Origin of the sequence: Paraliobacillus sp. JSM ZJ581 (assembly GCF_044383835.1) — a bacterium.
Lineage (GTDB): Bacteria > Bacillota > Bacilli > Bacillales > Amphibacillaceae > Paraliobacillus.
Window position 1 is genome coordinate 34,241 of sequence record NZ_JBISEP010000016.1, and the last position, 24,461, is coordinate 58,701.

Below are 24,461 nucleotides of genomic sequence, written 5' to 3' on the forward strand. Positions count from 1 at the left end.
ATCCAAATATGTTTGTAGTTACGCCAATAAAAAAATCCGCAATTGGCTCATCTCTAAATTATTCAGCCAGTGCTACAATTTCTTTGAATTAAGAAACATTACGTGTAAAAGTTTGCTTAAGCTGATAAATCATCTCTTGTACAAAATCTTCTTCCATTTCCTTTTTTATCAGCTTATCTCCTATTGTAAGGATACGTTCTACTAATTCGTCTATCTATTTTCTCTCTTCTATATCCCACTTTTCAAACTTTTCATGTAAGACAATACTAATGATAATCACACCATGTAGTATATAATGCATTCCTATTTACAAGTTACATATGTCATTCAGCTACTAAGCTTTTATTCGATTTTTAATTAGAAGATACCGACTAACACCCCTCAAAGATATAGTAAAAATCACATAGATAGCAAACACATGATTGATTTTATAACTTGAAAATGAGATAATTCGCCTAGAAAATGTTGGTGCATTGTTTTTGTTTATTTTTATAAATGATATTAGACATGCAAGATATGTTGGAGGGTACGAAATGAATAACATAGATAAGAAACACGATTTATTCAAGCAAGCATTGGACCATACTAAAGTAGGATTAATTATTACTGATCCCTCATTAGACGATCATCCAATTATATTTGTTAATCAAGGCTTTATTAACATGACAGGTTACTATCCACAAGAGATTATCGGAAAAAATTGCAGGTTTTTACAAGGTGAAGAAACCGACCAAGTAACGGTTGATCGTATTCGACATGCTATAAAGAAAGAAGTATCTATTACTGTTCAACTATATAACTATAAAAAAGATGGTACTGGATATTGGAATGAACTTACGATTGACCCAATGTGGGTGGAGGAAGAACAGAAGCTTTACTTTGTGGGTGTCCAAAAGGATGTAACAACAGAAAAAGAAAATGAACGGCTATTAGCAGCAGCATTAGCAGAGATGGATCAATTATCAACCCCTATTGTTCCTATCGCTGAGTCAATAGCTGTATTACCTTTAATCGGACATATCCACCATACACGAATGGAAAAGCTAACTGCTGCTATATCTAACTATTTAAGCACCTCAAAGGACGAATATCTCATTTTGGACTTATCAGGACTATATGAAGTAGATACATATGTTGCTGCTTCCATATTAAAATTGTATGACTTAACTGATTTGATTGGCACTCAGCTTATTCTAACAGGAATACGACCTGAACTAGCACTTAAAACAGCGGAAATTGGGGAAAAGCTAAAAATAATGAGAACATACATGACAGTCAAAGACGCCATGAACGCTTTACATGCAAAATAAACTAACTTGAGCGATGGATACCGTACGTATCGATCGCTCTTTTTGCACACAAACACCTTCTTAATAAGAAGCAATACTACATATTTACGATATACTCGCTATTTCCCAATCGACTGCTTCTTTGCCTGCTTGTTTTAATAATGCATTTGTTTTTGAAAAAGGCTTACTACCAAAGAAACCTCTGTATGCTGACAAAGGGCTTGGATGAGTCGATTGAACAATAAAATGTTTTGATGTATCAATTAGCTTTATCTTTTTTTGCGCTGCCGCTCCCCATAAGATATATACAACAGGGGTTTCTTTTTTATTTAATACTTCAATCACTCGATTTGTAAATTGTTCCCACCCAATCCCTTGATGTGAATGAGCCTCTCCTGCTCGAACAGTTAATACATTATTCAACAGAAGCACACCTTGATTTGCCCATTTTATTAGATTGCCATGGTTAGGAATCGTACAACCTAAATCTTCGTGTAATTCTTTATAAATATTACGCAATGAGGGTGGGATTGTTACTTCTGGCTTTACAGAAAAGCTTAATCCATGCGCTTGATTTACCCCATGATATGGATCTTGACCTAGAATAACTACTTTCACATCTGCAAAACTAGTGTAATGTAATGCATTAAAAATATCGTGCATCTCTGGATAAACGGTTTGTATTTGATATTCTTTTTTTAAAAACTCTCTTAATCTTATATAATATTCTTTTTCAAACTCATCTGCCAGCATCAAGGACCAATCATTACTTAAAATTTGCTTTTTCATATATCAACCAACCTTGTTATAGTATTGTTATTCCATCTCTTGATAGATTATCATGAAAAACACTTGCTGCCCAAGTGAAAAAATGATTTATTTACAATAAAAAACATTAGGCACTTTGTTTAAAAGAAGCCTAATGTTCTTGTGGAAAAATATATTTTTAGATAACCCCTTGAGCGACCATTGCTTCCGCTACTTTTGTAAATCCTGCGATGTTAGCCCCAACAACTAAATTTCCTGGTGCACCGTATTCCTCTGATGCTTGAATACTTGCTTGATAAATATTTTTCATTATATCTTGTAATTTTCCATCTACCTCTTCAACTGTCCAAGATAGTCTTTGACTGTTTTGTGCCATTTCTAGCGCCGAAACAGCTACACCACCAGCATTAGCTGCTTTAGCGGGAGCAAATAACACATTATTTGCTAAAAATGCATTCACAGCATCATACGTTGATGGCATATTTGCACCTTCTCCGACTGCTTTTACACCATTCGCAATTAATGTATCTGCTGCTGCTTTGTCCAACTCATTTTGTGTTGCACATGGTAAGGCAATATCACATGGAACTGACCAAATCTTCGAACAATCATCCACAAAAGTAGCATCTGGATGAACATCTACATATTCGTAAATCCGCTTACTTTCTACCTCTTTTAATTGTTTCACTGTGTCTAATTGAATACCGTTCGGATCATGAATATATCCGCTTGAATCACTACATGCTACCACTTTCGCCCCAAGTTCCATTGCCTTTTCCATTGCATAAATAGACACGTTTCCTGAACCTGAAACAACAACCGTACTTCCATTAAAACTGAAACCTTGATCTTTTAACATTTCATCAACAAAATATACTGTTCCATACCCCGTTGCTTCTTTACGTCCAAGACTACCGCCATAACCAACTGCTTTACCTGTCAACACGCCAGCTTCATAAGCACCACGTAGCTTCTTGTATTGACCAAACAGATAACCAATTTCTCTTGCCCCAACACCAATATCACCAGCAGGTACGTCTGTATCTTGCCCAATATAACGACTTAATTCCGTCATGAAGCTTTGACAAAAACGCATAATTTCTAAATCAGATTTACCTTTTGGATCAAAATCTGCTCCACCTTTTCCTGCTCCAATCGGTTGACCAGTTAATGAATTTTTAAACATTTGTTCAAAGCCTAAAAACTTAATAATACTTGCATTAACTGATGGATGGAATCTCAAACCACCTTTATAAGGACCAATCGCACTATTAAATTGCACACGAAATCCTCGGTTAACTTGAACATCTCCATGATCGTCTACCCAAGGTACTCTAAATGTAAGTAATCTTTCCGGCTCAACCAATCGATCTAAAATTGCCGCTTTCATATACTCTGGCTTTTTGGCAATTACCGGAACTAATGAATCTAATACTTCTTTTACTGCTTGGTGAAATTCTTCTTCACCTGGGTTTTTTTCTACAACTTTGTTAAATAATTGTTCCACATGATCTTTTGCAACTTGTGTTTGTTGCTTATCCACTTGTGTCATCCGAACCTCTCCCAACTATATTTTTATTGCTCATGTTATATTATTTGATCTATATTTCTATTTTACATTTTTTTTGCTAATAGCTACAATATAAATAATAGATTATATTAATGCTTTTAACGCATAATAAAGTCAAATAAAGTTTTTTAAAATAATATAACTGTCACAAGAATGATTGGAATGATTTGATGGAAACGCGACAAATAGAATATTTTTTAGAAGTAGCAAAGAGAGAACATATGACCCAAGCTGCCATTCATTTGCATGTTGCTCAATCATCTGTCAGCAGACAAATTGTTAATTTAGAAAATGAACTAGGTGTCGATTTGTTCATTCGTAAAGGCAGAAGAGTAAGGCTAACTCCTATCGGTAAAATTTTTTTTGAGCGAATGAATCATATCGTTCATTTAATGGATGAAGCAAAGCGTGAGGTGAATGAACATCTAAATCCGGAGAAAGGTACGGTTCGAATAGGTTATCCTACTAGTATGGCCGCCTATACATTGCCTTCTAATATTTATTCCTTTCGAAAAAAATATCCAAAAGCTAAATTTCATATGACCAACGAACTTTATGACGATTTAATCGAAGGGGTTATTCAAGGAGATTTTAATTTAGCGATGATCGCACCAATGCCTGAGAAAAAACTTGAAAGTAAAGTAGCTGGTACGACTTTATTTTCAGAGAACATTGTAGCCTTATTACCAATTAGTCACCCCTTAGCAAAAAAAGATACTCTAAAATTAGTAGCACTAAAAGAAGAACCGTTTCTAGTTCTACCTGAAGGTTTAGTTTTTCGTGACCAGGTGATTCAAGCTTGTAATCATGTTGGATTTTCTCCAAATATCGCCTTTGAAGGAAAAGATATTGATGCGTTGAAGGGACTCGTCTCAGCTGGTTTAGGAATTGCTTTAATGCCTGAGATGACATTGGTTGATAATACACCACAATCTACCGTTGTAATACCTATTGAAGATTCATCTTTAACAAGAACAGTTGGCGTCATTTATCCAACTGAAAGAGACCTACTACCTACTGAATCATTATTTTATCAATTCTTAATCGATACGTATGCAAAATAAGTCACTTATAATCATAAGGAAGGATTTATTATCCAGACAAACCCTTCCTTCATAACTTGTCCCTATTTTCGTTGATACATTAAAATGCTAATTAATACAACAAATTCAGAGGCTGGTATCGCAAGCCAAATACCATTTGTACCAATCATCGGTGGTAAAACAACCAAAAAGATAAGCATAATTAAGATTTCACGAGAAGCAGTTATCCATGTTGCCATGCGAACATTACCAACAGATTGATAATATGTCATCATCACAAAATTAATCCCTGTGAACAGATAAGCGATGAAAAACAGCTTTATACCTTGTACCGCAAGTACAGTAACCTCATTTGGGAATTGACCGAATATGGAAACAATTTGCCCTGCAAATAACTGTCCAATGATAAAAAAAGTAAAGCCAGCCAAAATGGCAATAAACATCGATTTTCGCAGCGTATCTCGCTTTCTATCCTCTTTATTCGCTCCATGATAATAGCTAATAAGGGGTTGTATGGCAGAACCCATCCCTAAAAACATCATCAGCATCACACTATGTGTATAGTTAAGAATAGAAAAAGCCGCCACACCACTTGTCCCAGCAACTCGTTCAAAAGCAATATTATGAGAAATGGTAAAGACAGAAATCCCTATTTCAGACAGAAAACTCGGGAAACCAATAATAATCACTCCCCAGAGTAGCTTCTTATTAAAATGAAATCGAACAAGCTTTAAATTACTTTTATTCTTAAAAAAGTGTGTAGACAAAATTAAAATTGCCACAAAGGCAGAAATAATCGTCGCAGAAGCAGCACCCATCACACCAAAATTAAGTATATATAGAAACACATAATTCATTACAATGTTAAGTACAGCGCCGACAATAAGTGAAGCCATCGCTAAATTAGGCGCACCATCATTACGTACAAATACACTAAACGTATTCTCGATAGTAAAAACAAAGCCAAATAACAAGATAACAAATAGGTAATCAGAAACATAAGGAAACGTATCTTGGTTTGCTCCTAACATATACGCTAACGTATCACGAAAGCTAAAAGCAATTAAACCAATGATTAGTGTAATTGAAAAAATAGCAAGTATAGCATGTGTAAAGATAACACGAGCTTCCTCTGGCTTTTTCGACCCCATTGCCATAGAATACTTTGTTGCGGCACCAATTCCTATCCAAAGGGATATCGCTAAAAATAAAGTATATACCGGTGCAGATATACCGACCCCTGCAAGAGCATTCGCCCCTAAACGGTTCCCTACAAGAATGCCATCAGCAACAAAATTAAATGCCATTAAAAGCATACCAATCATTGACGGTAGCAAGTAACGTATTAAAATACGCCCTATTGGTTGTGTATCTAATTGATGTAATGTAAATTCTCTTGAGCTCATACTTTATTTCCCCTTATTAATTCAGCTTCCATTACTAGTCCGGAAACAAACCTAGTTTCGTACTTTTCTCTATTTAAACGTAAGCCAAACTTTTCATATAAATGCATTGCTTTTTCGTTTTCTGGATACACACTTAAGTATATAGTTGCCCTCTATTTACAAAGGTAAAAAGCGTGTTGCGTATCCTTTTTCATCTATCTTAAAACGATTAAGCTAAACTTATTTATTTTCTTTATCAATCGATTAAAATCCATGCAAGATTCAGCCATTCATTTATCACCCTTCTAAATCAGGAAATGACAAAACAACATTAATTTTAATAGTTTTTACATTATACTACTCCCGTTTTAGGTTTTCAAAGAAGACACATTTGTAAAGAAGTTTAGTACATCTTTCTAAAACATCTTCAACTTTATTTCAATTAACTAATTTCTCTTCATATTTTTTCCCTATTGGTTTTATTGATAGGAAACTAAAATATTACTAACTAACTTTGAACGAAACAAAAGTGTCTAGACGACTGTTTGCATCCACGCAAACCAAACCTTTCTTCTCATTTAATGCATTAGGTAGGGCCATCCATGGTTCCATACATACATAATTTTCTCCCTTTTCTGTCCAAAAGACGGTGTATTTAAATTCCGATCCATATGCCATCATCACTAGTTGTTCTTTTACCTGAATAGAAACAGTACCAGCTTGTTTATTTGTAAAGATCACAGACGGTTCTAGATCTTGCTTTTTGATAGATCCACTAAATTCGTTTTCTTGATTATCTTTCAAATCCAAGTAAGTAGGCGCCTTTGTATTTATCGTTATCCATTCATTTTCTGTTTGGAAATATGGATGAAAACCTGGATAGATTGGCATTGGTTCGTTTGTGTTGTTTTGATAAGATTGTGTAATTGTTAACCCATCATTCGCTATGTTATATGTAAATAGTAATTTAAAATCAAATGGATATAATTGTAGCATTTCTTCTGTACTCTCTAAACTCAAAGTGATTGATCCAACTTCCTCCTCTAAGTTAGTAGATACGACGTTCCAAGAATGGTCACGGGCAAAACCATGCAATGGCATCTGATATTGTCTCTCGTTCCAAGTGTATGCATTGTCGTTAAGTTTACCAGATGACGGAAACAAGACCGGAATTCCTCCTCGAATAGGTTTTTTCTCATCAAATAATGTTTCCTTATTCAAGTAAAGTAATTCTTCTCCATTCACACCTAATTCAGTCACCATTCCGCCTTGGGTTAAACAAATGGTTAACCAGCAAGCCACTCTTTCATTTTTCAATCTAACAAATCTATTATTTTTCTCTGTGTATTGCTCCAATTTAAACATAAAGTAACTCCTTCATTTCAAAACTGTATCTATCACACTTGACGCTTCACAATAATTATTCTTCCTTTTCATGATTCAACAACATCGTTAGCATATCCAATTGTTTCTTGATTCGTTCACTTATGTATCACACAAACAAAAGAGAGCGACGAAGTGAAATGTTAATTTTCAGGTAGCGCCACTCTCTTTTCTCACTATTTGCACACTTGAATTCTCATTTTACAAATCTATCCTCTAACAACATCGTTAGCAGTGATACTTGTTGTAATAATTCCTCTCCCACGTTTGTTTCTAATACTTTTTTTCGTTCCAATTCCTTATCTACTAGTCGCTTAACATATAAAACATCTGTTCCATCACGAAGTACTTCTTCTTTTGAATTAAAATGTTCATGTGCGACAAGCTGCATCCCATATGAGTTAAATAATAATGTGTAACCAGCAATACCTGTCGTCGATTGATAAGCCTTTGAAAAACCACCATCAATAACAAGCATCTTGCCATTTGCCTTAATTGGATTCTCTCCTTCAATTTCTTTAACAGGAGTATGCCCATTGATAATATGGCCTGTATCCGGATCAAGATCAAATTCTGTTAAAATACTACGACAGATTTCTTCGTTTTCACGTAAATAGTAATAAGGGTTTTTCCTCTCTTTATGCGTTTTCTTATCTTTTATAAAATACCGTTCAAAAGTCGTCATTTCTCTTTTACCAAAAAGAGAAGAGTATTCCCCAGTCCATAAATACCAAACCATGTCTGTCGCAAGATCATCTGTCATCTCAGGTTGTGAAAAGGATTGACGTAAATAAGATTCAAAAATATTGAGTAAATCACGACCACCATACGGTTTGTTTTCAACAACCATTTTTTCCATATTTCCTTCTGGATCTAGAGGAATACAACCATGAATTAATAAATTCCCATTGTATTGAAGATAAAGACTGCCTTTTTCCATAAGAAAATTCATATGTCTTGCTAACTTCTCAGAATGTTGGACAGAAATTAACAGGCGGTCGATTACTTCCACTTCTTCTGGAAGCAATTGTTCTGGTTGTTCTGGATTAACAGTAGCAAAGCATGTATTTTCTAAAGGATATGTTACCCCATGTATCGTTACTTCATTCTTTTCATAGTCAACTTTTTCAAGTAACAGTCGTTCAGCCATATTAAAATGTGGTCTTCTTTTAATAATTGGCATTTCAAGCTTAAACTGAATCATTGCAATCGCTTGATGAATTTTTGTAATTTGCAATTGTTCTGACTCAGAAACCTCATCACCAGCTTGTACCTTGGGACGAAAAGCTGGGTTATCTGCATAATATTTTTCAGCAAGGTTTAGCAGTGGACGAAGATTGATCCCATATGCATCTTCAATAATCTCTAAATTATCATACCTTGCACAAATTCGAATAATATTGGCAAGACAAACCTTCGAACCGGAAAAAGCTCCCAACCAAAGTACATCATGATTTCCCCATTGAATATCTACAGAATGATAATTAATTAATGTATCCATAATTTTATCAGGTTGAGGGCCACGATCATAAATATCCCCCACGACATGAAGGTGATCAACGACCAATCGTTGAACAGAATAAGCAAGGCCTATAATCAGCTTGTCTGCTTGATTTAAATCAATAATCTGTTTGAAAATCTGATGATAATATTGTTTCTTATTTGTAGAATCATCTGTTTTATAAAGTAACTCTTCCGTAATATAAACAAATTGTTTCGGCAACGCTTTGCGCAGTTTTGAACGGGTATACTTAGAAGAAGCAAAAGAAATTAGTTTGATTAATCGCTCAATGATTTCTTTATACCAATTGTGAAGCGTTTGTTCATTATCAAATCTATTCTTGATTAAGTGTAGCTTCTCTTCTGGATAATATACTAACGTTGCAAATTCACTAATTTCTTCTTCCGTTAATTGATTTGTGAACAGTTCATTTAACTTTTCTTTTACCCTCCCTGAACCATTCCTCAACACATGTTGAAAGGCTTGATATTCCCCGTGCAAATCACTAACAAAATGCTCTGTCCCTTTTGGCAAATTAAGAATGGCTTCAAGATTAATAATCTCAGTAACTATTTTTTCTTCACTATTAAATTGTTCATGCAACAAGTCTAGTAATTTTTTGTTCAAGAATGATGCAATCCTTTCCATAAAAATATGTATGAGAACAAATTAGAAAATAATTAAAGTAAAACCACCCGACCACACGGATGGTTTATTTTGAAATCGCTCACATATTAATGAATCATGCAAACAAAATACGTTTGCTTCCCTTCTTGTTATATGAGAGAACATTGCCAACTGATTATCATAATAACTGACAATACTACGTTTAAATTGGTACACCTTGCCAACTAAAAATCATCACTTTTGTAGTTCATTTTTTTCATGACTAAATCGGTAACGGATAAACCAATAACGACAATAATACCGAACTTGAAACTATCCATTATGTTACTTAGGTCAGGTAACAACATACTAGTTATCAAAGTAAGTATTAGATAAATCACAGTAAATATAAGTAATCTTAAAAATATTTTTTTCAAGACCATCCACCTCCTTGTCTAATTGAAAGAAAACGACTCCATTAATCCTTACACCATTACAAGAATTGAACAATCCTACAAAAAACTTGTACATTTACATAGATACGGATCAATTTTGTATGCACCTTTTATTTCTAAAGTCTATTAATCTATTACAATTATATTTATTATTCAATCATTAAACAACATTTTCAAAAAAGAAACTGACATCTCCTTATCTTTACTATGTTGACTAACAAAAATAAGCTTATTTATTCAAATTGTAACTGAAAACGTTTTGGAACAATAGGTGGATTTTTTCGATTTAACAAATGCAGCACAAGTTGTGAAACAAGAGCACCTGGCCCTAATGCCTGACCTACACTAATTGTTGGTATCGTTTTATCTTGAAGCCATTCCGTTATTTTTTCCTCTGTAGCATAGCTAGGAAGATTTTTACTATAACCAGTTGGCGGAAATATTTGGCCTCGCAAGTCAGCGATTGATGCTTCTGTTGAAATCCCAACATATTCTTCGAGCTTCATTCCGGATGGCGAAAAAGTTAAAACAGATGTACCAAATCCCAAAGCTACTGCAGTCGTCACATATACGTTTTTCTTTCGAGCAGCTCGTTGGAGAATAACAGATTCAGGAAATGCAAAATAGTCGATTGCATCTATTACATAATCTGCATCCTGTACAAAAGCATCTACATTTGCTTCATTGATCCCTTCTGAGTAACATTGAACTTCTAATTCAGGATTGATAGAAAGTAAATGTTTTTTTAATGCTGCTACTTTTCTCTGACCAATGGTTTCATGTGTTGCTGCACATTGTCTATTTATATTTGAAACATCAAACACGTCAGGATCTGCCAAATATAATGTACCAACACCCATTCGAGTAAGTAATTCAGCTGAAAAGCCACCAATGCAGCCACACCCTGCAATAGCAATTGTTGTACTATGAAGCTTTTCAACTTCTTGTTCTGTCATAATTCCTATGTTTCTAATGAATTGCTCCTTAATCATTTCACTACCTCCATCTCATCCTCTTCATGTACTACTAAATAGTCATGTAATTCACGACGTTTTTCTTTTAATATAGCTAGGCATTCTGATAAATTTAACAAACACGGAATGGTTTTTGATCCTAAATAAACATTAGGTTCTCCAATAATTTTAAAAGGAAATTTAAACATACGATGCATATAATTATATACTCTTTCGTCAATACAGCATACCCAATACGTAATGTCTTTATTTAATGAGTACTTTAATACTGTTTTTATTAAACCTAATCCAACATCATGTTTTGGCATCTTTGTAAATGCACTAATCTCAGCATATTTATGATCATCCATGTGAGATAGCTTTAATAACTCATCTTCAAAGAGATCGAAATGTTTTATCGTCGGAAGATCATTGACGTTTAAAAATATAAGCCTAGTAACACCTACAATTTCTTTCGAATCCATCGTTTGCGCTACAAAATAAGTCGAGCACCCTTCATAAGGATCTTTTTGATTTCTTTCAAAAAAGCCTACCTCCTTATAACGTTGGTGGTGCAATGCAATTGCCTCTTGACGAAGCACTCCTTCCACAGTTCCAAAATAGTAATCTCTCATTGACTCACGCTCCTTATTAACTGTGTAACATTCTTTTCATTTCTATCTATTGATCAAGGGTGATAAAAGGATCGCAAGCATTAGTTACAACAATTTATAAAACTCTAGTTATATCGACATAAAAATGATAAACTCTCAATGAGCTTAATTGTTTCTCAATACAATAATATAGGATGATAGCAACATGATTAAATTCACACAAGAAAAGGAACAGTTACTAAAGACAGCTTTTCAAGAACATACTCAAAGATTAAATCATCAAATTTTCCAAATTATTTTCATCTACATTATGCTTAGCATTATTTGGAATGTTTTATTTAAATGGTTTAACCTTCCATTCTCTAGAGCAAACCTTAGTATATTACTGCTTTGTATCTCAATATGGCTAATACTATTTATGCTCTTTCGATTCATGACTTTTTCTCCACGCATCATGAAACATATCATTTTATTGTTCGTGGTGTTTGTAATCATTTGTTTATACTTTGGCTCTGGCTATACAGAATCTTGGAGTTATTTTCTCCTTATCCCAATCATTAATAGTTTATATAGCAAGCGTTGCCTTTCTATCATCTACTCTATATTGGGAATGTTTTGTTTAGCTCTAGTTAGTATCTATTTTCCAATGCATTCATTTTACATAGATTTTATTGACGTTTCAAACCGTATTTTATTATACATCATCGTATCGACATTTAGTTATTTATTATTAACGAAGCTATACACACTTCACAATAAACAAGCTCATACTATTATTCATTCCATGGAACTTACTATTGAACAAGTTGTTCAAAGCTTTATTGTGGCTGTTGAAGCAAAAGATCAATACACATTCGGTCATAGTGAAAGGGTTAGTCAATATGCCGTTGCATTAGCTAAACAACTACCTGAATTTCAAGAAGAACATAAATTGAAATATATACGTTTAAGTGGACTTATTCATGATATAGGAAAAATTAACATCCCTGAGCAGATTTTAACAAAACCTACGAAGTTAACAGAGAAAGAATATCAAATTATTAAAAGTCATCCGACCTTTGGGGCACAAATGGTTGAAAAAGTAGAAGGATTAGAAGAAATGAAAAGTAGTGTCTTATATCATCATGAAAGATGGGACGGAAAAGGGTACCCAACAGGAGCAGAAGGAAAAGAGATCCCAATTGTCGCTCGAATACTAGCCGTTGCCGATGCTTTTGATGCAATGACATCAACAAGAGCATACCGAGATGAGCTTCCTATTGAAGAAGCTTTTCAAAGATTAGAAGGCGGGATAGGAACACAGTTTGATCCTAATCTTGCTCAGGCAATTGAGCATGCTAAACCAGCATTTAAAGAAATATATTATGATTCCCATGACCCATTAAATGAATTTGAGGAGTTAACAAATTTATTATAATTTACGATTTAAACGATAGACTAGGTTGACATTCTTCTTCCGATTAGTCACCATGGTACATATGCAAAAGAGGCTAACTATATAAGTCAATAGTCAGCCTCTTTTTATTCATCTAACTACTCAATCGATCTGATAGTTTTACCTTTAATTTTTTTCGTGCTCGATGAATTCTATTTTTCACCGTGCTCGTATTAATATCAAGTACAGTTGCAATTTCTTTTTCCTTTAATCCTTTGTCGACTTTTAGTGTCATCACGTGCTGATAATCGGGTTTAAGTGTTTCAAGCGCTTGCTTTATATCTTTTCGCAACAATTGAAAAACCACTTCTTCTTCTACATTTTGCTGCACCTCATCTGCGATAAAATCTAGTATTTCTTGCTCTGTGACGATCCCATTTTTATTTCGTTCTTTACGAATAAAATCAATTGCAGTACGTGTAGTAATTACTGACAACCAAGCACCGAGCTTGTCTGCTTCATTGAGTTGTTCTAGATTGTTCCATGCTTTGATGAAAACCTCTTGAACTACATCTTCAGCTAAATAATAATCTTTCGTTATCGCATAGGCGATGTGCTTTAACCTTATAAAATGACTGTGATATACTGCATTAAAATCTATTATCAGATTCATAACCATCCTACTTTCCTTACCATGCTAGTTAACTGATCATTAAGTACTTTGTTATCATACTCTTTCAATTAGAAACTATGCTTGTTCCAGAGCGATCGATACCTTAAATAAATCACCGTCCGTATCAATATCAAAACGACCATCATGAAGATCAATAATAGATTTTGCAATGGCAAGCCCTAAACCAGAACCTTCCGTATGTCTGGAGGTGTCCGCTCGTTTAAATCTTTCAAACAGTTCTTCTCCGCTATCATTAAGCTCGAATTTTGATATATTTTTGAATGTAATCACTGCATTCCCATCAACCGTTGATGCAACAATATATACACGGGTGTTATCCATTGCATATTTAAGAATATTGCCAATTAAATTTTCAAATACACGCCACATTTTTTGACCATCTACATAGGCATAAATCGGTTTCTCCACATTTGTTATTCTAAACTGCAAACTAGATGCATCAATCATCTCGTTGTATTCACCTAAAGCCTGCTGTAGTAACTGAACAAGATCGACCTTTTCTTTTGTGATTTCCAAATTCCCACTTGCCATTTTTGAAACCTCAAATAGATCGTCAATTAACAGCTTTAACCGCTTCGATTTACGGTCAATTACTTCTACATAAGTGCGCTGTTCCTCTTTTGAAACTTCCTCTGACTTCAACAATTCGGTATAAGTAATAATGGAAGTGAGTGGCGTCCGTAAATCATGACTAACATTGGTAATCAATTCGGTTTTTAAGCGCTCACTTTTTGCCTGTTCATTTTGTGATGTCTTAACGCCATGCTTCAAAACATTGATATTGTTTGCAAGCTGCGCCAATGCTGAATTACCTTTCACTTCCAGATCGCTACCTAACTTACCAGAAGCAATTTCATCTGTTTTTTGTACAATTCTATTAAAGTATCCGACTTTTCTAATTAAATAAAGCAAAACCGGTAGGCCAATAACAAAAAGAAAAATGACATACGCAACTAACAATTCTATACCCATGAAAGCAAAGACAAAAATGGCGCCTGGACCAGAACCAAATACGACAGCTAAAAGTAAAAAGAACTGTGTACCTGTTTTTGAATGAAGAAACACATCTTTTAAGCTACGAAAAATTTTTCGAACATAAGCATTTTCCCATTCCGCTTGAACATACGCCACATGCTTCATGTCCTCTAACAAATACTTAAACTGAATAATTGTTAACAGTAAAAGAAATGATGAAATAAGTAGCCATGTTACTACGTTGATTGCATATGCCGTAGCATAATCAAAAATATAAAGGATTTGCTGATTCATTTTATGCATCGAAGAATAACTAAATAATATTGATAGAATAAACAACCCTATTCGAAGATCAAGTGGTACCTTTCTGTAATATGGTTTCCATTTATCGAGTTCAATGGATAAACGCTTTGATTTTTTAAGATAAATCGTACAAAAAACGAGAGAAGTTAACGCTACAAATACATAGATCCAAAACAATAATTGTTTTTGTTCATAATTGTCATAGGCAAATTTAATTGGACTAGATGCTGCTAACTTTGGGAAAACCCCTATTTTCCCTTGAAAGTTATGATTGGTCGGTTCATCAATCATAGACGCAATTTCTTCAAATAGATAATGAGAATTCGGATAGTAATCTGCTTGAATGTTATAGTCGGTTACATATAAAAGATCCTTTCCCTCAAAAGGAGAAACTTCTGATTCATTCGATGTTACTTCTACATTTGTTTTTACTTCTCCCGTCTCTTTATTCTTTAAATAATAGACAAAGGAGTCCGTATAAGCTTCATAATCTGAACGATAGCTAGCAATTTCTTGGTAATAGTCTTCTAATTGTTGTTCTTTTTCTTTCTTTATTTTCTTTTTTACATGCTCATCGTCTTTAAAATTAGTTACAATATCGTCAATTAATGCATCTCTTTCTGCCCTAAATGCATCAGCAGCTTCTTGATTATCCGCATCTAGTGCGCCTTGAATGCTACTCTCATATTGGTCTTTAATATTTTCAACTTGATCGGTTAACGCACCATATCGGGTTCGATGTTCTTCTATTTCTTCTTGAGTTATGCTTATCGATTTTTTTGCTTCTGCTAAAGAAATATTGTTTAATTCAAATACATTTAGATAGCCTGCAAATTCAGCTAGCTCTCCTTGAAATTGCGATGTTTGAAAATAATCTTTGTATAAATATTTGCCACCATTGTTTACTAGTGATAAAACCCCAGTAATACCTAGCGTTAATAAGATTGTCCAGACGAAGATAGTTAGCTTACTTTTCCATTTTGTATCCAATTCCCCACACCACCTTTAAATATCTAGGATTTTTAGCGTCTATTTCAATTTTTTCACGGATTTTTCTTATATGTACAGCAACCGTGTTCTCAGCGTTGTAGCCAGGTTCATTCCAAACCCTTTCATATATTTCATCGATAGAAAATACACGACCAGCATGTGTCATGAGTAACTCGACTATTTTATATTCTATCGGTGTAAGCTTGACGACTTCTTCGTGAATCGTCACTTGCTTCGCATCTTGATCAATAACTAACCCTTTCAAATCAATCACTTTTTTTCCACCATTAAACGTACCGAAAGTGACATATCTTCTTAATTGTGATTTCACACGCGCAACAAGCTCCATTGGATTAAATGGCTTCGTTATGTAATCATCCGCTCCGACCTGAAGCCCTAATATCTTATCTGTATCCTCACTTTTGGCACTTAACATAATAATAGGGATGTTTTTCTTTTCTCTAATTTTATAAGTTGCAGCGATTCCATCTAACCTTGGCATCATCACATCTAAGAGAATTAAATGAATTTCATTTTCGTGAATGATCTCTAACGCCTCAATCCCATCCTTCGCTTTTAATACTGCCACGCCCTCATTCTTCAAATATATTTCAATGGCATCACGAATCTCCTTTTCATCATCAACAACTAATACATTATATTTTTGCAACATTTACCCTTCTTTCTCCCTGCCATTATTTCATTAACACTATCTTACAAAGAAAATCTTAATATTTCATTATGATAAATCTTAAGATTTTCTTAAGATTTAATAGAAAAGACATGTTCCCCTTGTGCAGGTTTGAATGATTAACTTCTTATTTTATTTTACACCAGTTAACAAATTCATCTTTGCGAAACTTTCTCTAATTAGAAAACGTATACATATTATAGTATGAGGATTAAATACAACAAGGAGTGAGACGGAGTGATCTATTTAACCGTTGGGTTGTTAGCGTTCTCTATTACGAGTTTTATTGTTCAAATAAAAAAGCAACCTAAAGAAATACAGTTCGATTTAATGATTTATTTTGAAGACAAAGAAAATTGTCCAGACATTACAAAAAACAATAAGTTAATGGCAGCAGGTGATTGGAGAAAACAAGGCCCAGTAAGTTTTCGAGGTTGGAGTCGTCTAAACAAAAAAGACATATCTACATTAATTGCAAAGGAACTGCAATTAGAGACGAATCAATTTAAAGTAATTAGTATAGCGGAGAATTTCTTTGGATCCTCTCTACTATAGAAGTTGATTCTAAAAAATGACGTTTATTATGATTAGTACCATTATTATGATAACAACTAATAATAATGGATAATTGATGGTGTACATGTCTCAAAAATCAAGTGATGATCGCGCACTACAGCATGTTTCTATTATGAATTCATTCTAGCATAGCTAATTCAATTAAAAGAGAAACAAGATATATGGATAGATAAAAAAATAAAAAGCATGCAAAAAATTATCTATTAATACCTTTATTTAATCTTAGAATTTCACCAATTAACGCCACAATATATTTTTAATAAGATGCTAGTTTTATACACGGAATTAATTTTTGTAATAACAACATAGTATTAATTAGAGATGAAAGACGGGGTGATTATTATAAAAGAAAAAATAATCAACATTCTAAAAGAGATATTGTGGTTGGATACTAAAAATTTTAACAACCTTACATTATCTAATCTGGAACAAAAAATGAAAGTAGAGCGCTTTGTTGAAGAATTTATGAACGATTTCATGGATATATTGGAGCAAAAGTTTATTGAATTTGATGAAGTTTTTTTCGAAAATGGCTTTACAATCTAAATTTTGAATGTCCTGACGAATTTCAAGATGAATATTTGGCGAATGAAAATTATGCTAAATATCACTATTGGATAGAAGAAGAAGTGGCTAAATTAGAAAAAGAAACAAAAATTTCATGGGAAGAACAATCAGAAGCTCTTAAAGAATGCAACATCGAGGGAAGAAAAGTTCAATTATTTATTAGACATCACTTATCCATGTTTGTATTAGAAATGATATAATCCAATCATTTACTTCTGTCCAAATACATTCACTAGAGGACGTGTGTCTTTTTTATATGAAATTAACTTTATTAGCATAAAAAGAATCCGACTTACCTAGTCGAATTCTTTTCTATATTAGTTTATTTGATTACACCTATTTACTGCTTTTCCTCTATACACCTAACAGCCTTTTTTATTCCTTCCAGACCCTTTAGCACCTTTTTTTCAGAACAGCCTACATTCATCCTTATAAAGCATCCTTTTTTTTCTCTATAAACCTCACCAGACATTATCCCTACTCCTCCCTTATTAATAAGGGCAGCTTGCAGTTCTGCATTGGTGACGTTTAAATTAGAGCAATCAATCCACGCTAGATAAGTAGACTCTGGAATAGTAAATTTAATAGCTGGTAACTCACTGTCGATAAAACTCTTTACAAGTTTCATGTTTTTATGAATGTAGGAGCGTAATGCATCTACCCATGTGTCCCCACTATTATAGCCGACCATTACGGCTAACATTCCAAATATTGCTGCGCTTGAAACACCATCACGATTTTTCATTATCGTATTAAACTTTTCCTTAACTATCGGATTTGGAATCAATGCATAAGATCCACCCAAGCTCGGTGTATTAAATGTTTTACTTGCAGACGAACAAATGAATATATGATCCAAATTGGTAGCAACATTAATAATTGGGTTATACGGTGTTCTTAGTGTCATATCCATATGAATATCATCTGATATAATTTTAACTTCATATTGCTCACACAGTTTTACCACTTCTGCTAATTCACTTTCTCTCCAAACCCTTCCTGTAGGATTGTGCGGGTTACACAAGAGTAGAACTTTTGCTTTCGAGTGTGACAGTTTATTCTTTAAATCGAGCAAGTCCAATTCATATTCTCCATCAATATATAGAAGCGGATTTTCCATTACGCTCCTATTAGCGTAAGGTATTTGCTTAAAAAATGCATCGTATCCAGGTGTCTGGACAACGATATAATCATCTTCTTCTGTTAATATTTCTATTAACTTTGATATCGTATAAATAACGCTCGGACTATAAACGATCCATTCATTTTTTATATGTGTATTAAATCGCTTCTTATACCATTTTGAGATAGCTGATTTAAAATCCTCATGATTCCATCGGGTATAACCAAAAACACCATGTTTTGTGTGCGCTTGAATGGCATGCAATATTTCTTGGGGACTTTGAAAATCCATATCAGAAATGGAAAAAGGAATGACATCCATCGTTCCAAATCGATCCGATATAAAATCCCACTGTGTACAATACGTACCGATTCGGTTAATTTCTTGATCAAAGTTATAAACCATCTTAGAACATCTCACTTTTACATGTATTTATTCAAAAGATAATGCTACATCATCACTTTCAGATACATCGCTTTCTTTTCTTAAAACACCTACACATACAGCGATGAGAACAACAGCAATAACCAGGCCAAGTAGAAGCATTAAAGGTTGTTGGACAAAAGGTAGTCCCCAAATTCCTATTGATGCCGGAATCGGCGAAGCTGCACCTAAAACTAATGCAATACCTCCACCTATACCTGAAAAAATGGTAATTACGGGAATAACCTTCATTGGAGTTGCTACCGCAAATGGTATTGCTCCCTCAGTAATCCCTAACGAGCCCATAATGGTTGCAGGTATTGAGTTTGCTTTTTCAGACTTTGAGAATTTTTTAGGGAAAATTAATGTTGATAATGATAAGCCTAACGGAGCAGCCATGATACCAATCCAACAAGCTGCCATTGGTGCGTAAACTCCTTCTGCAAGAGTAGCATAGCTAAATGCCAGTGCAATCTTATTAACTGGTCCCCCCATATCAAAAGCCATCATAGCTGCTATAATGAACCCTAGGAACAGCAAGTTATTCCCTTCCATCCCTTTTAACCAATTTTCTAAACCAGTCATAGCAGGCGCTAATGGAATGGAGATAATATGCATAAATAGCGCTGAAGCACCGATACCTAATAAGGGAATGACCATTACAGGTTTAATAACAGCAATCATTGGATGTAGCGGAATCTTTTTTAATTGATTGGTAATCCAACCAGCGAAGAAACCAACTAAAATCCCTCCGATATAACCAGTTCCTAATTCACTTGCAAAAACACCACTCGCCAATCCGACCGCTATGCCAGGTCGATCAGCCATTGAATAAGCAATAAAACCTGAAATCATTGGAACCATTAATCCAAGTGTCCATACACCGTAATTGACCAACTCTGCTCCGAATGTACTCTCTTCACCAATGATGACACCTAATGAAAGTAAAATCCCCCCAGCTACAACAATAGGTATCATATAGGAAACACCTGTCATTAAGTGCTTTTTTAAGTCATTCATTTTATTCACCTCTAGTTTTTGTATTTATTAACTGCATCTTCAATTACTTTAGCCGCATTCTTAACAGCAGCAGCAACAGAAGTTTCGTGTACCTTCATACCATCAAAGCGATTTGATTTATCAATTTTAGTATCAATAGCTAAAATAACGATATCTGCTACTTCCAAGTCTTTCTCTTTAATTTCATTCTCGATGCCCATTGATCCTTGTGTTTCTACTTTAATTTTATAACCCGCTTTTTTCGCTGCTTTCTCTAACCCTTTTTTAGCCATATACGTGTGTGCAACCCCCGCAGGGCATGCCGTTACTGCTACAATTTTCATTCGATCATCTCCATCTTAAAAAATTTTAGATACAACTTGATATATCTCGTCTTTTGTACAAGCTGATAACAAAGCTTCTTTAAAATCATCTTCCATCAACTGTTCTGATAAAGTTGCGAGGAGCTTTAAGTGAAGTTTGCCTTCATTTTGTGTTGGTACTGCCATCGCAATCACCAATTGAACGGGCTGGTCATCCATTGCATCCCAGTCAATTGGATTGCTTAATTTTATAATGCATATAGTCGGTTCATTTACCTCATCTAACTTTGCATGAGGTATTGCGATTCCGTCACCAAAGCCAGTAGTGAATTCTTTTTCTCGTTCCATCAATCCCCGAAAATAGCTTTGCTGATCCTGCACTCTACCTGCTTCATATGCTATCCTAGCTATTTCACCCAAGGCTTTTGCTTTCGTTTCTGCTTGCACGTCAAATTCAATGAGTTCTTTATTAATTAGATCTGTAGCATTCATTAGATGTATTCTCCTACTCTACAGAGACTCTATCTTTTGAATAAAGCCTTCGTAATCTTCTTTTTTTATTAATTCCAAAATATTTTCACTGGAATGAATAATATCGTAAAGCGCAGTAAATATTTCCTGAAATTTCGACCGCCATTTTTCTTCTAAAACAATAATAAAAATTAATGCAACTTCTTCACTGTCAGACCAGGAGACCTCACTTTCCAATATAGATGTACAAATACACGATTGATCGTTGTTAAGCTCAACCGGATGTGGAATTGCCACAAAGTTACCAATAGCTGTGGGAGCAATTTGCTCTCGCGACATAATTGATTGCTTCGTTTCATCCGAAATAAACCCTTTACTGATCATTTGATCTGTAAGTACGTTCAATGCCTCTAGTTTTGTTTTAAATTTTGCTTTTGGGAAAAATAACTCTTTTTTCATAAACTGAGTGAAAACATTAATTCCTCCATTTGGCTTATCCAAAAACTGTTTTACATCAATGACATCATTATCATCTAAAATTGTTGGTACTAATAAGAATGGAATGTCGATATCTCGTTCAATTGGTACCGTGGTCAAAATGATATCTGGTTTCTGCTCCAGCAATTCTTCCAGTTGATGTAATGCATAGGCACCCATCATATAATAATTATCATTTAATAGATTTGAAACTTTAGCTAATAATAACTCGGAGGTTGCCATTCCGGATGCACATACTAATGCTATTTTCTTTTTGTTACTAGGATGATAGGTTTTTCTTTCAATGGCGACACCAAAATGAAGGGCTAAAAAACCAATTTCGCTTTCATTCACGCGATATCCTGTCTCTTTCATAATAGCTTTAGCAGAAATAACCCCAGCTTCAAAAGCTAACGGATATTTAATTTTTATCTTGTCAAGCAATGGATTCCTGAAATTCATATTGAATGATAACCTAGTCATTAACTGTTTTAAATGTAATCCTAAGCTGTAGATCAATTCCTCATCATTTGTAATATCAATTCCAGCCATCCAGGAGTCAACCTCATTAATAATCGCATTAGAAAGCTGATATACTCTTTCACCTAAAAGATCAGACAAATTCTCACTAGATTTCAACTCTTTATGCAATACTCTGTTTCCTACCAGATGCATAGTTAAATAGGCTACTTCATCTTCGGAAAGTGATAATCCAAACCTCATATTCATTGCATTAATTATTTTTCTTGATATCTTGTATTCGCTTTCATTTGTTAGCTCAGATAAGCCTTCTGTATTGACATCTATAGATTTTCCCGATTTATAACGACTGATTAAAATGGCAGTATGAACCGCAATTTTTTTCAAGGCATCATCGGACACTTCCATTTCGGGATCACTCAGATGTTGAAGAAGAATCTCAGTAATGTGATCCAAATCATTTTTTGTTACCAAATAATTATTACTATTGATCAAATCTAGTATGATGTCATCTTCAAGCTGTGTACGATAGATTAAATAGTCAGAAATACAAAAACGCTTATTTACCTCATGACCGGCAGCATGTATGCCTGAATTGGTTTTTACAATTCTAATATTATATTTGTTCAAAACAGCTTTTACATATTGAATGTCCTTCTTTATCGTCGTTTCACTGACATATAATTCATCCATTAATGTTAAAATTTTAATATCCTTTTTTGAATATAATAGTCTTTTGACAATATATCTTGTTCGATCTTCGGGGGTAACAGGATTCAAATCAGTTAAAGCATCTAGCTTGTCTATCTGTTCGCTTAACCTGTTGAAGTCTTTATTAGAGTGATACATTAAACGATAGCCACTACCTTTTTTTGAACTAATCTTCACGTTATAATTCACAAAAGCATCATTTAATGTTTTAATATCTCCTCGAATTGTTCGTGATGTCACCTCCAAGCTTTTGGCTAATTCTTCACTAGTAACATAACTCTCTGCTTCTGAAAGCAGTTTCAAAATTTCTCTCATTCGATTGTTCATATATGAAAGCAATGAATTTCCCCCTCGATTTAATTATAATTTGACGATTACTTTATAGACAGACAGCTTTTTTCCTTTACATAAAGGAAATGATATAACGGTTTTTCTTTAACTTATCACACATAAAAAAAGAAGCACTTAAAGGCAAGTGCTTACTTTTATAACTGTAAGCGTCAAATATTGCAAGTTACTATGGTCTAAACTGGAAGCCTTTCTTTTGGATGGGCGATTAGAGTTGAATAATAATCGTGTGGAAAGAGCAATTAAACCCTTTGTTTTAGGAAGAAAAAATCGGCTATTTAGCAACACAGCTAAGGATGCAAAAAGTAGTGCTCTTATTTATAGTGTCGTTGAAACATCGAAGGAAAATAACCTTAATCCCTATGCATATCTAAAATATTTATTTGAGGAGCTTCCTAATGTAGATCTGACAGATTCTAATGCAATCAAAAAGTATCTACCTTGGTCAGACGCCTTACCAGAAGTTTGCCGCGTACCAAGTAAGAAGTAATTCAATTATAGCATCAGCCCAGACCTGAATGATAGGTATGGGCTATTTGACGCTTACGTATTTACTCGTGAATTCCGTATCACGTTGCCCTTGATAAATAATTCCATATTGCGTTTAATATTGTTATAAGTACGTTGATAAAAGTTATTACAATTATTTTTTTATTTGAAAAACTCTTATTCTCGAATATAGTTATAATACCTATAGTATAAATATACAAACTCCATACCCCGAATAAACTGAAACTATTTAAAAAGTAAGAAAATAAAGATTTCGGGTCTGTTTCTAAGGAGTTAAGGGATAATATCGTGAAACCTAAGGGTTTTCCGTAAAACAAAGAGACTACTATATTTAAAAGTGAACTAATTAACAAAGGAATATATGAATAGATTCCTACTATAAACAATTTTCTAAAACTTGCATAACTACGCATTACTAATAAAGCTATATAATTTATAATTGAAACCACTATTATTGCTGCGAATGGAGAAACACTACTAATAAATACTGAAAATAGCAATATGATCGGTCTTATATATTCGTTGTTGTTATCTAAAGATTGAGCCGCAAAAAATATTGAATTCACATATGATAAGCCTATTGAAATTATTGTTATTATAAGTATAGGCAATAATAAATTATAACTTTTCAAATTTAATCTGAAAACGGCCTTTGGATATAGTAATACTTTATATAAGCTATCTATCTTTAATTTCATGATACTCTCCTCAATATATTAATAATATTTGGTGATACATATGCTTCTATTATTCCAGTAATAAATATAAGTATAAATGAAATGTAAGCGTCAAATACTACACACGTATGCAACTCAGTCTCCAGATGAGATAATCTTCATAGATTAATTCTCGAAGGAG

Annotated in this window: 22 protein-coding genes and 1 pseudogene; 7 read left to right on the plus strand and 16 right to left on the minus strand. The window is 33.9% G+C overall.

The features are described from left to right. Positions 1-533 precede the first annotated feature (533 nt). Complete coding sequence (gene ytvA, locus ACH6CY_RS10030; RefSeq protein ID WP_374067195.1) at positions 534-1,310, plus strand: YtvA family blue-light photoreceptor; 777 nt, start codon at positions 534-536, stop codon at positions 1,308-1,310. Between the two features lie 84 nt (positions 1,311-1,394). Here ytvA and ACH6CY_RS10035 read toward each other — a convergent pair whose 3' ends face one another. Further along, the gene (locus ACH6CY_RS10035) at positions 1,395-2,078 is read right to left on the minus strand and encodes a uracil-DNA glycosylase (RefSeq protein WP_374067196.1); all 684 of its coding nucleotides are present in this window, start codon (positions 2,076-2,078) and stop codon (positions 1,395-1,397) included. A 157-nt stretch (positions 2,079-2,235) separates the two neighbouring features. Beyond that, entirely contained in the window at positions 2,236-3,609 is a 1,374-nt protein-coding gene (gene gdhA, locus ACH6CY_RS10040; protein ID WP_374067197.1) for an NADP-specific glutamate dehydrogenase, read from the minus strand. Between the two features lie 188 nt (positions 3,610-3,797). Between gdhA and gltC the strand changes: the two genes are divergently transcribed. Continuing rightward, entirely contained in the window at positions 3,798-4,691 is an 894-nt protein-coding gene (gltC, locus tag ACH6CY_RS10045; protein WP_374067198.1) for a glutamate biosynthesis transcriptional regulator GltC, read from the plus strand. A 62-nt stretch (positions 4,692-4,753) separates the two neighbouring features. Here gltC and ACH6CY_RS10050 read toward each other — a convergent pair whose 3' ends face one another. The 5 genes from ACH6CY_RS10050 to ACH6CY_RS10070 all read right to left on the minus strand — a co-directional run bounded on the left by ACH6CY_RS10050 (position 4,754) and on the right by ACH6CY_RS10070 (position 11,588). Continuing rightward, a complete protein-coding gene (locus ACH6CY_RS10050; RefSeq protein ID WP_374067199.1) occupies positions 4,754-6,076 on the minus strand; it encodes an MATE family efflux transporter in 1,323 nt (440 codons plus the stop codon). Positions 6,077-6,559: 483 nt separating this feature from the next. Further along, on the minus strand, positions 6,560-7,420 hold the full coding sequence (locus ACH6CY_RS10055; protein WP_374067200.1) for an aldose epimerase family protein: 861 nt from the start codon (positions 7,418-7,420) through the stop codon (positions 6,560-6,562). 214 nt (positions 7,421-7,634) lie between these two features. Then, positions 7,635-9,566 carry a fructose-1,6-bisphosphatase gene (locus tag ACH6CY_RS10060; protein ID WP_374067201.1) on the minus strand — a complete coding sequence of 644 codons (1,932 nt, stop codon included), beginning with the start codon at positions 9,564-9,566 and terminating at the stop codon, positions 7,635-7,637. A gap of 667 nt (positions 9,567-10,233) precedes the next feature. Next, positions 10,234-10,992 carry a ThiF family adenylyltransferase gene (locus tag ACH6CY_RS10065; RefSeq protein ID WP_374067202.1) on the minus strand — a complete coding sequence of 253 codons (759 nt, stop codon included), beginning with the start codon at positions 10,990-10,992 and terminating at the stop codon, positions 10,234-10,236. Then, positions 10,989-11,588: an N-acyl amino acid synthase FeeM domain-containing protein gene (locus tag ACH6CY_RS10070; protein ID WP_374067203.1), complete on the minus strand. Its 600-nt coding sequence runs from the start codon at positions 11,586-11,588 to the stop codon at positions 10,989-10,991. Before ACH6CY_RS10070 ends, ACH6CY_RS10065 begins: the two co-directional genes overlap by 4 nt. A gap of 625 nt (positions 11,589-12,213) precedes the next feature. Between ACH6CY_RS10070 and ACH6CY_RS10075 the strand changes: the two genes are divergently transcribed. Further along, positions 12,214-12,984 carry an HD-GYP domain-containing protein gene (locus ACH6CY_RS10075; RefSeq protein WP_374067204.1) on the plus strand — a complete coding sequence of 257 codons (771 nt, stop codon included), beginning with the start codon at positions 12,214-12,216 and terminating at the stop codon, positions 12,982-12,984. 112 nt (positions 12,985-13,096) lie between these two features. Here ACH6CY_RS10075 and ACH6CY_RS10080 read toward each other — a convergent pair whose 3' ends face one another. The 3 genes from ACH6CY_RS10080 to ACH6CY_RS10090 all read right to left on the minus strand — a co-directional run bounded on the left by ACH6CY_RS10080 (position 13,097) and on the right by ACH6CY_RS10090 (position 16,574). Then, on the minus strand, positions 13,097-13,615 hold the full coding sequence (locus ACH6CY_RS10080) for an RNA polymerase sigma factor (protein WP_374067205.1): 519 nt from the start codon (positions 13,613-13,615) through the stop codon (positions 13,097-13,099). Between the two features lie 75 nt (positions 13,616-13,690). After that, positions 13,691-15,904 (minus strand): HAMP domain-containing sensor histidine kinase, encoded by a 2,214-nt coding sequence (locus ACH6CY_RS10085; RefSeq protein WP_374067206.1) that lies wholly within the window; start codon positions 15,902-15,904, stop codon positions 13,691-13,693. After that, the gene (locus ACH6CY_RS10090) at positions 15,882-16,574 is read right to left on the minus strand and encodes a response regulator transcription factor (protein ID WP_374067207.1); all 693 of its coding nucleotides are present in this window, start codon (positions 16,572-16,574) and stop codon (positions 15,882-15,884) included. Before ACH6CY_RS10090 ends, ACH6CY_RS10085 begins: the two co-directional genes overlap by 23 nt. Positions 16,575-16,832: 258 nt before the next feature. Between ACH6CY_RS10090 and ACH6CY_RS10095 the strand changes: the two genes are divergently transcribed. From ACH6CY_RS10095 to ACH6CY_RS10105, 3 genes are all read left to right on the plus strand, one after another. Next, positions 16,833-17,150: a hypothetical protein gene (locus tag ACH6CY_RS10095; RefSeq protein ID WP_374067208.1), complete on the plus strand. Its 318-nt coding sequence runs from the start codon at positions 16,833-16,835 to the stop codon at positions 17,148-17,150. Between the two features lie 342 nt (positions 17,151-17,492). Continuing rightward, on the plus strand, positions 17,493-17,717 hold the full coding sequence (locus tag ACH6CY_RS10100) for a hypothetical protein (protein ID WP_374067209.1): 225 nt from the start codon (positions 17,493-17,495) through the stop codon (positions 17,715-17,717). 35 nt (positions 17,718-17,752) lie between these two features. Further along, entirely contained in the window at positions 17,753-17,938 is a 186-nt protein-coding gene (locus ACH6CY_RS10105) for a hypothetical protein (protein WP_374067210.1), read from the plus strand. 140 nt (positions 17,939-18,078) lie between these two features. Here the strand turns inward: ACH6CY_RS10105 and ACH6CY_RS10110 are convergent, their stop codons facing one another. From ACH6CY_RS10110 to ACH6CY_RS10130, 5 genes are read right to left on the minus strand one after another with little or no spacing between them, the layout of a single operon-like run. After that, positions 18,079-19,266 (minus strand): MalY/PatB family protein, encoded by a 1,188-nt coding sequence (locus tag ACH6CY_RS10110; RefSeq protein ID WP_374067211.1) that lies wholly within the window; start codon positions 19,264-19,266, stop codon positions 18,079-18,081. A 27-nt stretch (positions 19,267-19,293) separates the two neighbouring features. After that, on the minus strand, positions 19,294-20,304 hold the full coding sequence (locus ACH6CY_RS10115; protein WP_374067212.1) for a PTS fructose transporter subunit IIC: 1,011 nt from the start codon (positions 20,302-20,304) through the stop codon (positions 19,294-19,296). 11 nt (positions 20,305-20,315) lie between these two features. Then, entirely contained in the window at positions 20,316-20,627 is a 312-nt protein-coding gene (locus ACH6CY_RS10120) for a PTS fructose transporter subunit IIB (protein WP_374067213.1), read from the minus strand. Positions 20,628-20,642: 15 nt separating this feature from the next. Continuing rightward, positions 20,643-21,098 carry a PTS sugar transporter subunit IIA gene (locus ACH6CY_RS10125; protein ID WP_374067214.1) on the minus strand — a complete coding sequence of 152 codons (456 nt, stop codon included), beginning with the start codon at positions 21,096-21,098 and terminating at the stop codon, positions 20,643-20,645. Between the two features lie 18 nt (positions 21,099-21,116). Beyond that, positions 21,117-23,084 carry a BglG family transcription antiterminator gene (locus ACH6CY_RS10130; protein ID WP_374067215.1) on the minus strand — a complete coding sequence of 656 codons (1,968 nt, stop codon included), beginning with the start codon at positions 23,082-23,084 and terminating at the stop codon, positions 21,117-21,119. Between the two features lie 157 nt (positions 23,085-23,241). Between ACH6CY_RS10130 and ACH6CY_RS10135 the strand changes: the two are divergent. Beyond that, positions 23,242-23,583: pseudogene (locus ACH6CY_RS10135) on the plus strand (IS66 family transposase); the annotation flags it as partial. Between the two features lie 79 nt (positions 23,584-23,662). Here ACH6CY_RS10135 and ACH6CY_RS10140 read toward each other — a convergent pair. Beyond that, positions 23,663-24,301, minus strand: coding sequence for a YIP1 family protein (locus ACH6CY_RS10140; RefSeq protein ID WP_374067216.1), 639 nt, complete (start codon positions 24,299-24,301; stop codon positions 23,663-23,665). Between the last annotated feature and the right edge of the window lie 160 nt (positions 24,302-24,461).